This is a genomic window from Crenobacter intestini (genome assembly GCF_004919095.1).
Classification (GTDB): Bacteria; Pseudomonadota; Gammaproteobacteria; order Burkholderiales; family Chromobacteriaceae; genus Craterilacuibacter; species Craterilacuibacter intestini.
On record NZ_STGJ01000016.1, the window covers coordinates 1 to 14,685 of the forward strand.

Consider the following 14,685-nt stretch of genomic DNA (forward strand, 5'->3'; position numbering starts at 1 on the left):
GTTCTGTTAAAGAGCAGTGACGTTTCGCGTTGTGTGCGTTGCGTCGAGGTGGCGAACTATACGGGGACGCCCGGTCTGCGTCAACACCTTTCGGCAACTTAAACGACACAAACCGGACAAGCCCTTGAAGGATCAGCTGTTTTCCCCAGCATCTTCCGCGCCAGCCGCGGGTTTGCGCCGGCGCCGACGCGGGTGCGGCTTCGCCTCCGCCCCGCTTTCGGCAACCCCCGCCTCTTCGGAGGCTGGCATCGACGGGACGGCCTCGCCACTCGCGGCCGGCACCTCCTCATCCTTGGCCTTAGTGGCGGCAGCGCCTGCAGCCGTACGGCGACGCTTGGCGCCCGTGCCGGCAACCGGCCCGGTAGCGCCCGCCTCTTCAAACGGCGGCACCGCCGTGGCTGCCTCGCCACCCGCAACAGGCACTTCCGTAGCGGCGACATCGCCCGCACCTAGCGCGACAGGCGCGACATCATCAGCTGACTTACGGCGACGTCGACGCTTGGCTGCCGCACCAGCAACCGGCCCGGCACCGCCGGCCTCTTCAGAGGCAGGCATCGCCGTGGCAGCCTCGCCACCCGCGACCGGTGCTTCCGCCTCTTTACTTGCAGCGGCGGCATCGCCTGCGCCCCTATCCTCCGCGACAGTCGCTGCGTCGCCAGCCGCCGGCCCACGGCGGCGGCGACGGCGCTTGGCGCTCGCCCCGGCTGCGGGCTCGGCGGAGACGTCTTCCGTCACATCCGGTGCCACCAGCGCGAAGTCGATGCGTGCGGCGTCGAGGTCGGCACGCACCACCTTCACCTGCAGACGGTCGCCCAGCTGGTAGCGCGCACCGCTGCGCTCGCCGACGATCGCCTGTTGCTCCTTGCGGAAGTGGAAGTAGTCACGCCCCAGTTCGGAGATATGGACCAGCCCCTCCACATGTACGCCGTCGAGCAGCACGAACACGCCGAAGCCGGTGACGGCGGAAATCTTGCCTTCGAAGACTTCGCCGACCTTGTCGCGCATATAGTAGGTCTTCAGCCAGGCCTCGACGTCACGGCTGGCGTCGTCGGCACGCCGCTCGGCCATCGAGCAGTGCACGCCCATCTCGGTCCACTTGCGCGCGGGCTTGTATTTGAGGCCTTCCAGCGTCGCCTTGATCGCACGGTGTACCAAGAGGTCCGGGTAGCGGCGGATCGGCGAGGTGAAGTGCGCGTACGCAGCATAAGCCAGGCCGAAGTGCCCCTTGTTATCCGGCGTATAGACCGCCTGCTGCATCGAACGCAGCAACATGGTCTCCAGCACCTCGGCGTCTGGCCGGGTGCGGATGGTCGCGGCCAGTTGCGCGTAGTCGGCGGTGGTCGGCTGGTCGCCCCCTTCCAGGGTCAAACCGACCCCGCCCAGGAAGGCGCGCAGGTTCTCGAGTTTCTCCGGGGTCGGCCCCTCGTGCACGCGGTACAACACCTTGCGCCGGTGCGTGGCGATAAAGTCGGCCGCGCAGACGTTGGCCGCTAGCATGCACTCCTCGATCAGGCGGTGCGCGTCGTTGCGCACCACCGGTACGATCTCGTCGATCTTGCACGACTCGTTGAACAGCATCTGCGTCTCAACCGTGTCGAATTCGATCGCGCCGCGCTGCTCGCGCCGAGCGAGCAGCAGGCGGAACACCGCGTGGAGCGCGTCGATCTCTGCGCGCAGCGGATGTTCGCTGCCGTCCTGCAGCCACTGCCAGACCTGGCCGTAAGTCAGTCGTGCGCGCGAACGCATCACCGCGGGGTAGAAGCGGTACGCCTTGACCTTGCCGCGCGCGCCCAGTTGCATGTCGCACACCATGCACAGGCGGTCGACGTCGGGGTTCAGCGAGCAGATGCCGTTGGACAAGGCCTCGGGCAGCATCGGGATCACCCGGCGCGGGAAGTAGACCGAGGTCGCGCGTTCGTACGCGTCCACATCCAGCGCGTCGCCCGGCGCCACATAGTGGCTGACGTCGGCGATGGCGACGACCAGCCGCCAGCCCTTGCCGGCACGCTCGGCGTACACCGCGTCGTCGAAGTCGCGCGAAGTCTCGCCGTCGATGGTAACCAGCGGCATCTCGCGCAAGTCGACCCGCCCGGCCATGTCCTTCTTGCGAACTTTCTTAGGCGTCGCCTTGGCCTGCGCAAGCGCGGCCTCGCTGAAGCGGTGCGGCAGGTCGTGCTTACGCAGCGCGATCTCGATTTCCATGCCCGGGTCGGCGTAGTCGCCGAGCACCTCGGTCACCCGGCCGACCGGCAGGCGGTGCAGCCCCGGGTATTCGACGATGCCGAGCACGACGACCTGCCCGCTCGCAGCGTTGCCCTCGCCACCTGGCTCGACCAGGAAGTCCTGCGCGATGCGCCGGTCTTCGGCACGCGCGGTCCACACGCCATGCTCGAAATAGACGCGCGCGACGATCTCGGTCAGCGCGCGCTCAAGCACCTCGACCACCCGGCCCTCGCGCCGGCCGCGCCTGTCCGGCGCGCCGGGACGCACCATCACGGTGTCGCCAGGCAACAGCTGGCGCATCTCGCGCTCACCCAGATAGAAGTCGCCGCCCTCGCCTTCGAGCGGCATGGCAAAACCGTTACCGTCGCGGTGCGCGGCGACCTTGCAACGCACCAGGTCGAGCTTGTCCGCCGCGCAGATTGCGCCCTTGCGGTTGATCACGACTTCGCCGCTGCGCTCCATCGCCGCGAGGCGGCGGCTGAAATTCGCCTGTTCGTGCGCTTCGATATCCAGCAGCGCCGACAACTCGGCGGCAAACATCGGCACGCCGTGTTCGGCCAGTTGCTGCAGGATGAATTCCCGGCTGGGTAGCGGCTGTTCGTATTTGAGCTTTTCACGCTCAAGATGGGGATCCTGCAGGCGCAGGGGCGGGATATTGCGATTTTTTTTGGAGGTAGGCGTTGACATTCGCTGAGAGCTCAATATAATTCGCACTTCGTTGCAACACTGTAGCGCAGATCATACAGTAAAGCGAAGCCCAGGTGGCGGAATTGGTAGACGCACTAGGTTCAGGTCCTAGCGCCCGCAAGGGTGTGGAAGTTCGAGTCTTCTCTTGGGCACCAATCGCTTTTAGTTTGATCGTTGCAGTAGCGTAACTGTTTTGTTCTGGCCCAGGTGGCGGAATTGGTAGACGCACTAGGTTCAGGTCCTAGCGCCGGCAACGGTGTGGAAGTTCGAGTCTTCTCCTGGGCACCAGTACAAAACACAGACAATGCGGTTTCGCACTTTGGCATGCCCAGGTGGCGGAATTGGTAGACGCACTAGGTTCAGGTCCTAGCGCCGGCAACGGTGTGGAAGTTCGAGTCTTCTCCTGGGCACCAGCGATACCGCAAACGTCTAAATACTCTGTTGTGCCCAGGTGGCGGAATTGGTAGACGCACTAGGTTCAGGTCCTAGCGCCCGCAAGGGTGTGGAAGTTCGAGTCTTCTCTTGGGCACCAAGGAATTTCAAAGGTCAGCGCTTGCGCTGGCCTTTTTCCATTTCAGCCCGCCATAAGGCGGCAATTCCTCACAAGGCCAGCCTCCGCGCTGGCCTTGTGCATTTGAGCCCTCGCCTACTTCAGCATGAAGCCGTGGCGTACCGGGTCGCGCTCGTCGATCAGCAACTGGTTGAAACCAGTGATATACGCCGCGCCGCTGACTTGCGGCAGGATCGCGTCGAAGGCGCCAACCCGGGCATGCCCCAGCACGCGCCCGTGAAAACGGGTGCCGATGATGCTCTCGTTGACGAAGGTCCCGCCCTCGGCCAACTGGCCGCGCGCGGCGAGGCACGCCATCTTCGCGCAGGTGCCGGTGCCGCATGGCGAACGATCGAGCTGGCCGTCGCCGAACACCACCACGTTGCGGCAACAGGCGCCCTCGCCCGCGTCCTCGTGGCTGTAGAGTTCGACGAGGTCAATGCTGTCGATATGCTGCAGCTCGGGGTGACGCACCCTAAGCGCTGCGTTGGCCGCGTCGCGCAGCCGCACACCAAGCCCGGCCAGCGCAGCCGCGTTCTCCGGCACCAGCGCCACCCCCAGTTGCGCAGCGTCGACAAGCGCGAAGAAGTTGCCGCCGAAGGCGACGTCCATGCGCACGCTCCCCAGCCCCGGCACGTCGACCGTAGCGTCCAGGTGCGCGACGAAGGCCGGGATATTGGCGATCGCCACCTCGCGCACCCGACCGTTGCTAACCTCGGCCTTGGCGCGCACCAAGCCGGCCGGCGTCTCCAGTGTCAGATGCGACACCCCCTCGTCCATCGGCACGATGCCGGTTTCCATCGCGACGGTCACCGCGGCGATCGAGCCGTGCACGCACATATTGAGGTAGCCGCCGCTGTCGAGGAACAGCACGCCGAGGTCGGCGTCATCGCGGGTCGGCGCGAGCAGCATCGAGCCGAACATGTCTGCGTGGCCGCGCGGCTCGAGCATCACCGCCGTGCGCAGGTAGTCGAGTTCGCGCTGGAACCACGCGCGCTTGGCGGGCATGTCGCACCCCGGGATGAACGGCATGCCGCCGGTGAGCACCCGCGCCGGCTCCCCTGCCGTATGCGCGTCGACCGCCTGTACCAGGTTGGAAAACTTCATCTCGCCTCCGGCCGGCCTGTGCCGGCAATATAGGTATCGATGACTATTTATAAATGAAGCCCGCACCGCTTAACTTGGCGCAAATCAAACGCGCATGAAAAAGGCCCGCCATCGGGCGGGCCTGGTGCAGCAGGAACGACTGATCAGAAGAACACGAAGGTGAGCAGCGCGAACACCGGCAGCAGGAAACAGATCGACCACGCCATATAGCCGAAGAAGCTCGGCATCTTCACGCCGCGCTGTTCGGCGATCGCCTTCACCATGAAGTTCGGCGCGTTACCGATATAGGTGTTGGCACCCATGAACACCGCACCCATCGAGATCGCCAGCAGGGTGTCGGCCATAGGGCCCATCATGGTCTGCGCGTCACCGTGCGCGAGGTTGAAGAACACCAGGTAGGTCGGCGCGTTGTCGAGGAAGCTCGACAGGATGCCGGTCATCCAGAAATACATGGTGTCGATCGGCGCACCCGAACTGTCGGACACCATATGCACCAGCGGCGCCAGGTGGCCGTCGGTGCCGGCGCGCAGGATGGCGATCACCGGCGCGATGGTCACGAAGATGCCGGCGAACAACTTGCCCACTTCGAGGATCGGGTCCCAGTTGAAGTCGTTGCCCGCGCGCACCTGCTTGGGCGTCAGCATCAGCGACGCGCCGGCGATCGCCAGCAGCAGGCCGTCACGCACCATGTTCTGCAGTTCCCAGTGGGTGCCCATCACGTCGAAGGACACGCCCGGTTTCCAGAAGCCGGACAGCAGCACGCCGCCGACCACGCCGCCCAAGAGCAGGAAGTTGAACTTGCCGTGCAGCGAGATCGGCGCGTCCGGGGTCGGGTCACGCGGCTCGACGCCTTCCTTGGCGAAGAAGTAGCTGTCGACCGCGTAGAAGATCGCCAGCAGGATCAGCGCGGTCAGCAACACCGGCAGCGCCATGTGCACCATGGTCCAGCCGAAGGTCACGCCCTTGAGGAAGCCCAGGAACAGCGGCGGGTCGCCCAGCGGGGTCAGGCCGCCGCCGACGTTGGCGACCAGGAAGATGAAGAACACCACCACGTGCACGTTGTGCTTGCGGTTGTCGTTGGCCTTGAGCAGCGGGCGGATCAGCAGCATCGCCGCGCCGGTGGTCCCCATGATCGACGCGAGCACGGTACCGATCGCCAGGATCGTGGTGTTGAGCTTGGGCGAGCCGTGCAGGTTGCCCCACACCAGGATGCCGCCGGACACCGTATACAGCGCCAGCAGCAGGATGATGAAGGGGATGTACTCGGCGATCAGCGCGTGCACGACCAGCGCGGCCGACGCGCCGAAGCCGAACACGGCGATGAACGGCACCAGGAAGCACACCGTCCACAGCGCGGTGATCTTGCCGAAATGGTGGTGCCAGAAGCCCGGCGCAAAGATCGGGAACAGCGCGATCGACAGCAGGATGGCCGCGAACGGCAGCCCCCACATCAGGCTGAGCGTCGCGCCGTCGAGCTCGGCGGCACTGGCCAGCGCGGGCAGCAAGCCCAGCGTGGCGGCCACAAGCATTTTCTTGAACATCATGTCTCCGTGATTAGCGGCCCCTTAACGGGTGCCTTTTTGAATGAATTCGATCTTGTAACCGTCCGGGTCCTCGACGAAGGCGATCACGGTGGTGCCGTGCTTCATCGGGCCGGCTTCGCGCACGACCTTGCCGCCCTTGGCGCGCACCGCGTCGCACGCGGCGTACGCGTCGTCGACCTCGACGGCGAGGTGGCCGAACGCGTTGCCCAGTTCGTAGCTTGCGGTGTCCCAGTTATGGGTGAGCTCGATGACGGTGTTGCTGTCCTCGTCGCCGTAGCCGAGGAAGGCCAGCGTGAAGCGGCCGTCCGGGTAGTCCTGGCGGCGCAGCAATTGCATGCCGAGCACGTCCTGGTAGAAGGCCAGCGAACGGTCGAGTTCGCCGACCCGCAGCATGGTATGCAGCAAACGCATGGATAGATCTCCTGTTTTGGTAAGGGTTCAACCGAGGCTGAACAATGACGCGCCGTGGGTCTTTAACCAGTCCCTATCTGCGCGCCACGATGGGTGCAAACGATCAACTTCAGACCAGAAGGCCGCCGAATGATTCATGTGGATGAGGTGCGCGAGCTCGTGCGCAACGACATACGCGAGCACCGCCGGCGGCGCCATCACCAGCCGCCAGTTCAGCCTCACCACGCCGGCGGCATTGCACGAACCCCAACGCGAACGTGCGGATGATAGACGCCACGCGGCAGGCTTGCGCATCAGGGATGGCCCGAATGCCGCGAGACATTCGTCAAACAGCACGCGGGCGCGGCTACGCAGCAAGGACGAGAGCCGCGCCCGAATCGCTTCCGCGTCGCCCAGTTCCCGCGCCGGCACGCTCAGGCAGGCGGTCCCATCGTCCAGGCTCAGGCGCAGGCCGGCACGGCTGCCGGCAGCACACGCCAGCGCGAGCGCCCTACCCTGCCACAAAAGCGAGTCGGGCGGCGTCTGCCCGGCCCTGCGCGCCGCATGGTAGCGCTCGATGAGCCAGCCTTGCTTCTGCTTGAGCCAGGCGGCAAGCCAAGCCACCGGCACCGAAGGGTCGGCGATGAGTTCGGCGCCCGCCGCGCCGACACGCAGCGACACCCGCTTGCGCGGGCGGCGGACCAGCGTCAGCGGCAGGCCCAGATCAGGCAGGCTGGACGCAGGCACGGCGCGCGGCACGCTCTTTCGGGTCGGCGTACGGGCCGACGCCGCCGATCTCGCGCTGGCGCGCCTCGATCCAGGCTTCCGCCTGCTTCATCAGCCCCTCGGGACCCGTCTCGGCTTCGGGCAGGATGGGCTCGCCGATCACCACGGTGATCTCGCCCGGGTGCTTGAAGAAGGCGTTGCGCGGCCAGAATTCGCCGGCGTTGTGCGCGACCGGCACCAGCGGCATGTCGAGTTGCTTGGCCATGCGCGCGGCGCCCAGCTTGTACTTGCCGGGCGCGCCCGGACGCACGCGGGTGCCTTCCGGGAACACGGTGATCCAGAAGCCCAGCTCCTTGCGCGCGAGGCCCTGCTCGAGCATCTGCCGGTTGGCGTTGGCACGGTCGCTGCGGTTGATCATGATCGCGTTGGTCAGCCACAGCCCCCAGCCGAACAGCGGGATCCACAACAGTTCGCGCTTGGCGACGTAGATCTGCGGCGGGAAGATCTTCTGCAGCGCCAGCGTCTCCCAGCCGGACTGGTGCTTGGAGCAGATGATGGACGGCACGGCCGGGATGTTGCCGGCGCCGACCACGCGGTAGCGCAGGCCGACCACATGCTCGAGCAGCCACAGCAGCGAGACCGCCCACGTCTGGCCGAAGATGTGGCGCTTGCGGCGGGGCAGCCAGCAGAACACGAACATACCGGCAAAGCACAAGGGCGTGAGCACTGCCACGCCCAGCCAGTAAATCAGGTTGCGAATCAGAAGACCCAAGCTCATGCGTACTTCCTTGTCAGCACGTGGCGATCAGGTGGGCGGCGGCGTCGAACAGGGTGTCGAACACCAGCGTACCCTCGGGCAGGTTGCCGGCGGCGAGCGTCTTCTCGCCCTTGCCGGTGCGCACCAGGATGGGCTGGCCGCCGACCGCGGCGACTGCCTCCAGGTCGCGCAGGCTGTCGCCGACCAGCGGCAGGCCCTCGGCGCGCACGTTAAAGCGCTCGATGATGTCGTGCACCATGCCCGGCAGGGGCTTGCGGCAGCCACACTTGTCGTTCGCGGTATGCGGGCAGATGAAGATCGCGTCGATGCGCCCGCCGGCCTGGCCGACCAGCCGGTGCATCTTTTCGTGCATCGCGTTGAGCGCGGCCATGTCGAAGTAGCCGCGGCCGATGCCCGACTGGTTGGTCGCCACCACCACATGCCAGCCGTCCTGCGTCAGGTTGGCGATCGCCTCCAGGCTCCTGGGCAGCGCCACCCACTCGTCGACGCTTTTGACGAAGTCGTCGCGGTCCTGGTTGATCACGCCGTCGCGGTCGAGAATCACTAGTTTCATCGCGCATAAAGCGGACGGCCCGCCAGCAGCGGGCCGTCCGCCTGTCCTCCCTTAGTCGGCCAACAGCGAGATGTCGGCCACGCGGTTGAAGAGCTCGGCCAGGCGCGCGAGCAGCGCGATGCGGTTCGCACGTACCGCCGCGTCGTCGGCCATCACCATCACGCCGTCGAAGAACGCGTCGACCGGCGCCTTCAGGCTGGACAGCCTCGACAGCGCGCCTTCGAAGTCGTGCGCTGCGAACTTGGCGTCGACCTCGGGGGCGATCGCCTCGATCGCGGCGAACAGCGCGCGCTCGGCATCCTCGGCGAACAGAGCGGGGTTCACGGTAGCCACCGCGCCTTCGGCCTTCTTCAGGATGTTCTTCACGCGCTTGTTGGCGGCGGCCAGTGCGGCGGCTTCCGGCAGCGCCTTGAAGCCGGCGACCGCGGCGAGCACCGCGCGCACTTCGTCCAGGCGGGTCGGTGCGAGCGACAGCACGGCGTCGATCTCGTCGGCCTTGTACTCGGCGGCCAGCAGGTGCTTCAGGCGCTCCTGGCAGAAGGCGACCACTTCGTCGACGGTGCCGTCGGCGAGCAGGCCGGCCGGGAAGGCGGCGGCGGTGTCGGCCACCAGAACCCGCAGGTCGAGCGGGGTTTCCATCACCATGCGCAGCACGCCAAGCGCGGCGCGGCGCAGCGCGAACGGGTCCTTGTCGCCGGTCGGGATCAGGCCGATGCCCCAGATGCCGACGATGGACTCGAGCTTGTCGGCCAGCGCGACGGCGGTCGCGACCTTGCCCTCGGGCAGGGTGTCGCCGGCGAAGCGCGGGTGGTAATGGCCCTCGATGGCGGCGGCCACTTCACCGGTCTCGCCGCCAATGCGCGCGTAGTACATGCCCATCACGCCCTGCAGCTCGGGGAACTCGCCGACCATGTCGGTGACGAGGTCGGCCTTGGCGAGGCGCGCGGCGCGGCGCGCGGCGGCCTGATCGGCACCCAGGGCGCCTGCGAAGGCGGCGGACAGCGCCTCGAGGCGTTCGACACGCTCAAGCTGCGAGCCGATCTTGTTGTGGTAGACGACACCGGCAAGCTTGGGCAGGCGCGCGTCCAGCGTCTGCTTCTGGTCCTGCTCGAAGAAGAACTTGGCGTCCGACAGGCGCGCGCGCAGCACGCGCTCGTTGCCCTGCACCACATGGATGGGGTCGGCCGCCTCGATGTTCGACACCAGCAAGAAGCGGTTCATCAGCTTGCCGGCAGCGTCCAGCAGCGGGAAGTACTTCTGGTTCTGCTGCATGGTCAGGATCAGGCATTCCTGCGGCACCTTGAGGAACTCGGCCTCGAAGCCGGCCTCCAGCACCACCGGCCATTCGACCAGCGCGGTGACTTCGTCGAGCAGCGCGTCGTCGGCGGCGATGGTCGCGCCGAGCACGGCAGCCGCGTCACGCAGGCGCTTGCCGATCAGTTCGCGGCGCGCGGTGAAGCTGGCGACCACCTTGCCGGTCTCGAACATCGTCTTCGCGTACGCGTCGGCGTGCTCGACGAACACCTCGCCCTCGCTCATGAAGCGGTGGCCGCGGGTCGCGTTGCGGCTCTTCAGGCCCAGCACCTCGCCGTCGACCACGGTCTCGCCCCACAGCATCATCAGCCCGTGTACCGGACGGACGAACTGGTGCTCGAGGTCGCCCCAGCGCATCAGCTTGGGCGCCGGCAGCTTCTTCAGCGCAAGCTCGACGACGCCGGCGAGCACCGCCGACAAGGGCTCGCCCGCCTTGACGCTCTGGTACGCGTACACGTCCTGCTTGCCGTCGCTCATGGTGGTCAACTCGGACACGGCGACGCCGCACGAGCGCGCGAAGCCTTCCAGCGCCTTGGAGGGCACGCCGTCCTTCATGCCGGCGGCAAGCGACGGGCCCTTGCGCACGATGGTCTGCTCGGGCTGCAGGTTGAGTACGCCAGGCAGGCTGACCGCCAGGCGGCGGGGGCTGGCGAACACGGCCGCTTCGGCGTCGGCGCCGGCAAAGCCCATCCGCTTGAGTTCGTCGGTGATGGTGGTGGCAAAGCTGTCGGCGAGGCGCTGCAGCGCCTTGGGCGGCAGCTCCTCGGTCAGGAGTTCGATAAGCAGCGTCTGTTGCATGGTCATGGTGTTTTCTTGCTGTGGGCGGTTCTTGCAAGCCGGCACACCTCGGCGAACATCGCCGCGGCGACCGACCCCCGGTCTACATCCTGCCAGGCCCAGTCATACTCGGGCAGCGGGAACATCTGCGCGTACACGCTCTTGCCGTCCAGCCGGTAGTAGCCGGCGGAGACAAAGGCGTAGCGCTGCCTGTTACATTCGGCCCAGCCTTCGAGCCGGCGGATGTGATAGTCGATCGCCAGCTCTTTCGAGCGCTGGCGTTCGGTGAACCGCTCCTGGTTCACGAAATGGACCCTGCCCTTGTCGTGCCAGACGCTCGCCGCGTCGATCGACAGTTGCAGCGCCGGGCCTTCGTCGTAGACGCGCCAGTCGGCGGCAGCCGCGAAGGCCGGCGCGAGCGCCAGCAGCATCAGGGGCAGGCGGAACGTCACGTCAGTTGGCCTTCGGGCACATCGGGAAGCCGAGCGCCTCGCGCGACGCGTAGTACGCCTGGGCGACGCCGCGCGAGAGCGCGCGCACGCGGCCGATATAGGCGGCGCGTTCGGTCACCGAGATCGCGCCGCGCGCGTCCAGCAGGTTGAAGCTGTGGCCGGCCTTGAGCACCATCTCGTACGCGGGCAGCGCGAGCGGGATGTCCAGCAGGCGCTTGGCCTCGGACTCGTAGTAGGCGAACAGCTCGAACAGCTTGTCGACGTTGGCGTACTCGAAGTTGTACGTCGACTGCTCGACCTCGTTCTGGTGGTAGACGTCGCCGTAGGTGACGCGCTGGCCGTTCGGGTACACCGTCCACAACAGGTCGTACACGTTCTCGACGCCCTGCAGGTACATGGCCAGACGCTCGATGCCGTAGGTGATCTCGCCCAGCACCGGCTTGCAGTCGAGGCCGCCGACTTGCTGGAAGTAGGTGAACTGCGTCACTTCCATGCCGTTGAGCCAGACTTCCCAGCCGAGGCCCCACGCGCCGAGGGTCGGGTTCTCCCAGTCGTCCTCGACGAAACGGATGTCGTGCACGGTCGGATCGATGCCCAGTTCCTTGAGCGAACCCAGGTAGAGTTCCTGGATATTGTCCGGGCTGGGCTTGAGCGCCACCTGGAACTGGTAGTAGTGCTGCAGGCGGTTCGGGTTCTCGCCGTAGCGGCCGTCCTTCGGGCGGCGCGACGGCTGCACGTACGCGGCGTTCCACGGCTCGGGACCGATAGCGCGCAGGCAGGTGGCCGGGTGGGACGTCCCCGCGCCCACCTCCATGTCGAAAGGCTGCATGATCACGCAGCCTTGCCGGTTCCAATAGTTCTGCAGCGTGAGGATGATTTCCTGGAAGGTCAGCATGGCGGTTCGTCGTTTTAGAATCAAAGGACGATTCTAACGGCGAACAGGCCACGGGAAAAGCAAACGCCGGCGGGAAGCCCCGCCGGCGTTGCTTATGGCATCACGACCAGTTCGTCGGCAATTGTCCCGGCTAGGCGCCGGCCCTTGCCGATGCAGTCGGGCACCGACACGCCGTCAAGGTAAGACGCGCACAGGTAGACCCCCTGCGCGGCCAGCCGTGCCGACGCCTCGCGCACCGCCAGCACTTCACTGCTCCCCTGCGCGATCGCGGCGGGCCAGCGCACCACATGCTGCGCGCGCGGCGTGCCGGTGAGCCCCAATAGCGACCCAAGTTCGGCGTTGAGCGCGGCGAGCAGCGCGTCGTCGGCGAGCGTCGCGTTGGCCGCGTACTGCTCGCCGCCGACGAAGCTGGTCACCAGCACCTCGTCTTCGGCGCAGCGCCCGGGGTAGAGCGCGCCGGTCATCAGGTGGCCGGCGGCGAACGCGCCCTCGCAGGCCGGGTTGAGCCCGCCGAAGCCCTCGAGCGGACGGGTAAGGTCGGCCCGCGCGATGCGGCTGACCACCACCGTCATCGGCGCGTAGCGCACCGCGGCGAGCGCCTCGGCCGCTGCCGCGTCGACGTTTTCCAGCAGGCGCGCCGCCGCGAACGCGGGCAGCGCGAGCACCACTTTTTCGGCGTGCACGCGCGCGTTGCCGGTCTCGACCCACCAGGAGCCGTCCGCGTCGCGCTCGAGCGCCATCACCGGGCAGCCCAGCCGCACGTCCAGTCCGCGCGCGAGTGCGCGCGGCAGCGCTTCCAGCCCGCCCTTGAGCGAATAGGTGTCGCGCCGGCGCAAGGCGCCCGCGCGCGCGCGCCGCCACATGCCGCCGGTGATCGAGCCGGCCTCGCGCTCGGCGCGGGCCAGCAGGCCCAGCGTCTCGCCGACCAGCAGTTTCTCCGGGTCGCCGGCGAACACGCCGCCGACGAAGGGGTTGACCGCCTTGTCGAGCACCTCGCCACCCAGGCGGCGGCGGATGAAGTCGGCGACCGTCTCGGCGTCCGACGCCGGCGCGTTGCGCCGCCACGGCTCGCTGAGGATTTTCGCCTTGGCGCGCCAGCTGAAGAAGTCGCCGAACAGGAAGCTCACCGGGCCGGCCGGCAGCGGGCGGTAGCGCCCCTGCTGCAGCACGTAGCGTTTCTTCGAGAGTTTCGACGGGTACTCGACCGACAGCCCGAGCGAGGCGAGCCATTCGAGCTGCGCGCCGTCGGCGAGCAGGGTGTTCGGGCCGCCCTCGTAGCTCGCGCCGCCCGCCTCAAGGCTCATGATCTTGCCGCCGACGCGGCTGGCCGCCTCGTACACGCGCACGGCAACGCCCTCTTGCGCGAGGTGCCACGCCGAGGACAGGCCGGAAATGCCGGCACCAGCCACCAGCACGGTCGTGGCGTCCTGGCCGGGGAAAGTTTGCAAGCTGTTGGTATCGTTCATGAAAGCAAGCATGCCGCAAAGGGCAGTCCAAACAGTTGACGGCGGTCAAGGCGGCGCGCCGAGCCGCCTTGGCTGTCTTCAAATCCAAAAAAAGCCCGCTTGCGGCGCAAGCAGGCTTCTGTCCGTCCCGGGCAAAGCCCGGGTTTACTGCCAGTCGAGGATGACCTTGCCGCTGTGGCCGGAGAGCATCGCCTCGAAGCCCTGGCGGTAGTCGTCGACCTTGAAGTGGTGGGTGATGATGGGGCTGATGTCGAGGCCGGACTGGATCAACGCGACCATCTTGTACCAGGTCTCGAACATCTCGCGGCCGTAGATGCCCTTGATCTCGAGGCCCTTGAAGATCACCTGGTTCCAGTCGATCGCGGTGTCGGCCGGCGGGATGCCCAGCAGCGCGATCTTGCCGCCGTTGTTCATCACTTCCAGCATCTGGCGGAACGCGTGCGGGTTGCCCGACATCTCGAGGCCCACGTCGAAGCCCTCGCACATGTGCAGCTCGCTCATCACCGCCTTCAGGTCTTCCTTGGCGACGTTGACCGCGCGGCTCGCGCCCATCTTGCGGGCGAGATCGAGGCGGTACTCGTTGACGTCGGTGACCACCACGTGGCGCGCGCCGACGTGGCGGGCGACGGCGACCGCCATGATGCCGATCGGGCCGGCGCCGGTGATCAGCACGTCCTCGCCGACCATATTGAACGACAGCGCGGTGTGCACCGCGTTGCCGAACGGGTCGAAGATGGCGGCCAGGTCGTCCGAGATGCCGTCGGGGATCGGGAAGGCGTTGAACGCCGGGATCACCAGGTACTCGGCGAACGCGCCGGCGCGGTTGACGCCGACACCGACCGTGTTGCGGCACAGGTGGCGACGGCCGGCGCGGCAGTTTCGGCAGTGGCCGCAGGTGATGTGGCCTTCGCCGGAGACGCGCTCGCCGATCTTGAAGCCCTTCACTTCCGAGCCCATGCCGGCGACGACGCCGACGTACTCGTGGCCGACGTGCATCGGCACCGGGATGGTCTTCTGCGACCACTCGTCCCAGTTCCAGATATGGATGTCGGTGCCGCAGATCGCGGTCTTGGTGATCTTGATCAGCAGGTCGTTCGGGCCGACCTCGGGCATCGGCACGTCGGTCATCTCCAGACCCGGCGCCGCTTGCAGTTTGGCAAGTGCTTTCATCTCTGTAACATCCTTCTTCTTTGCGGCGCCGCGCGGGTGAGCCGCGCGGCGCT

At 66.9% G+C, this 14,685-nt stretch carries 12 protein-coding genes and 4 tRNA genes; 4 read left to right on the forward strand and 12 right to left on the reverse strand.

Annotation, left to right across the window (positions count from 1 at the left end; all coding sequences use genetic code 11):
• Positions 1-132: 132 nt before the first annotated feature.
• Complete coding sequence (gene rnr / locus E5K04_RS13120; RefSeq protein ID WP_136554854.1) at positions 133-2,910, reverse strand: ribonuclease R; 2,778 nt, start codon at positions 2,908-2,910, stop codon at positions 133-135.
• Between the two features lie 68 nt (positions 2,911-2,978).
• Between rnr and E5K04_RS13125 the strand changes: the two genes are divergently transcribed.
• From E5K04_RS13125 to E5K04_RS13140, 4 genes are all read left to right on the forward strand, one after another.
• Positions 2,979-3,065, forward strand: a tRNA-Leu gene (locus E5K04_RS13125).
• Positions 3,066-3,111: 46 nt separating this feature from the next.
• Positions 3,112-3,198 (forward strand) — tRNA-Leu (locus E5K04_RS13130).
• A gap of 38 nt (positions 3,199-3,236) precedes the next feature.
• Positions 3,237-3,323 (forward strand) — tRNA-Leu (locus E5K04_RS13135).
• Between the two features lie 32 nt (positions 3,324-3,355).
• Positions 3,356-3,442 (forward strand) — tRNA-Leu (locus E5K04_RS13140).
• Positions 3,443-3,556: 114 nt separating this feature from the next.
• Here the strand turns inward: E5K04_RS13140 and E5K04_RS13145 are convergent.
• The 11 genes from E5K04_RS13145 to tdh form a co-directional block, all read right to left on the reverse strand.
• Positions 3,557-4,567 (reverse strand): proline racemase family protein, encoded by a 1,011-nt coding sequence (locus E5K04_RS13145; RefSeq protein WP_136554856.1) that lies wholly within the window; start codon positions 4,565-4,567, stop codon positions 3,557-3,559.
• 143 nt (positions 4,568-4,710) lie between these two features.
• Positions 4,711-6,108, reverse strand: a complete 1,398-nt coding sequence (locus E5K04_RS13150; protein ID WP_136554858.1) for a sodium:proton antiporter — start codon at positions 6,106-6,108, stop codon at positions 4,711-4,713.
• Between the two features lie 24 nt (positions 6,109-6,132).
• A complete protein-coding gene (gene gloA / locus E5K04_RS13155; RefSeq protein ID WP_136554861.1) occupies positions 6,133-6,522 on the reverse strand; it encodes a lactoylglutathione lyase in 390 nt (129 codons plus the stop codon).
• A gap of 27 nt (positions 6,523-6,549) precedes the next feature.
• Positions 6,550-7,260 carry a M48 family metallopeptidase gene (locus tag E5K04_RS13160; RefSeq protein ID WP_136554863.1) on the reverse strand — a complete coding sequence of 237 codons (711 nt, stop codon included), beginning with the start codon at positions 7,258-7,260 and terminating at the stop codon, positions 6,550-6,552.
• The gene (locus tag E5K04_RS13165; protein WP_136554866.1) at positions 7,226-8,005 is read right to left on the reverse strand and encodes a lysophospholipid acyltransferase family protein; all 780 of its coding nucleotides are present in this window, start codon (positions 8,003-8,005) and stop codon (positions 7,226-7,228) included. Before E5K04_RS13165 ends, E5K04_RS13160 begins: the two co-directional genes overlap by 35 nt.
• A 13-nt stretch (positions 8,006-8,018) precedes the next feature.
• Positions 8,019-8,558 carry a D-glycero-beta-D-manno-heptose 1,7-bisphosphate 7-phosphatase gene (gene gmhB / locus E5K04_RS13170; protein WP_136554868.1) on the reverse strand — a complete coding sequence of 180 codons (540 nt, stop codon included), beginning with the start codon at positions 8,556-8,558 and terminating at the stop codon, positions 8,019-8,021.
• A gap of 51 nt (positions 8,559-8,609) precedes the next feature.
• Complete coding sequence (gene glyS / locus E5K04_RS13175) at positions 8,610-10,670, reverse strand: glycine--tRNA ligase subunit beta (protein WP_136554973.1); 2,061 nt, start codon at positions 10,668-10,670, stop codon at positions 8,610-8,612.
• A gap of 2 nt (positions 10,671-10,672) precedes the next feature.
• Positions 10,673-11,101, reverse strand: a complete 429-nt coding sequence (locus E5K04_RS13180) for a surface-adhesin E family protein (protein ID WP_235844371.1) — start codon at positions 11,099-11,101, stop codon at positions 10,673-10,675.
• A 1-nt stretch (position 11,102) separates the two neighbouring features.
• Positions 11,103-11,996, reverse strand: coding sequence for a glycine--tRNA ligase subunit alpha (gene glyQ / locus E5K04_RS13185; RefSeq protein WP_136554870.1), 894 nt, complete (start codon positions 11,994-11,996; stop codon positions 11,103-11,105).
• A gap of 92 nt (positions 11,997-12,088) precedes the next feature.
• A complete protein-coding gene (gene hemG, locus E5K04_RS13190) occupies positions 12,089-13,462 on the reverse strand; it encodes a protoporphyrinogen oxidase (RefSeq protein ID WP_168929226.1) in 1,374 nt (457 codons plus the stop codon).
• A 144-nt stretch (positions 13,463-13,606) separates the two neighbouring features.
• On the reverse strand, positions 13,607-14,632 hold the full coding sequence (tdh, locus tag E5K04_RS13195; RefSeq protein ID WP_136554874.1) for an L-threonine 3-dehydrogenase: 1,026 nt from the start codon (positions 14,630-14,632) through the stop codon (positions 13,607-13,609).
• Positions 14,633-14,685 lie beyond the last annotated feature (53 nt).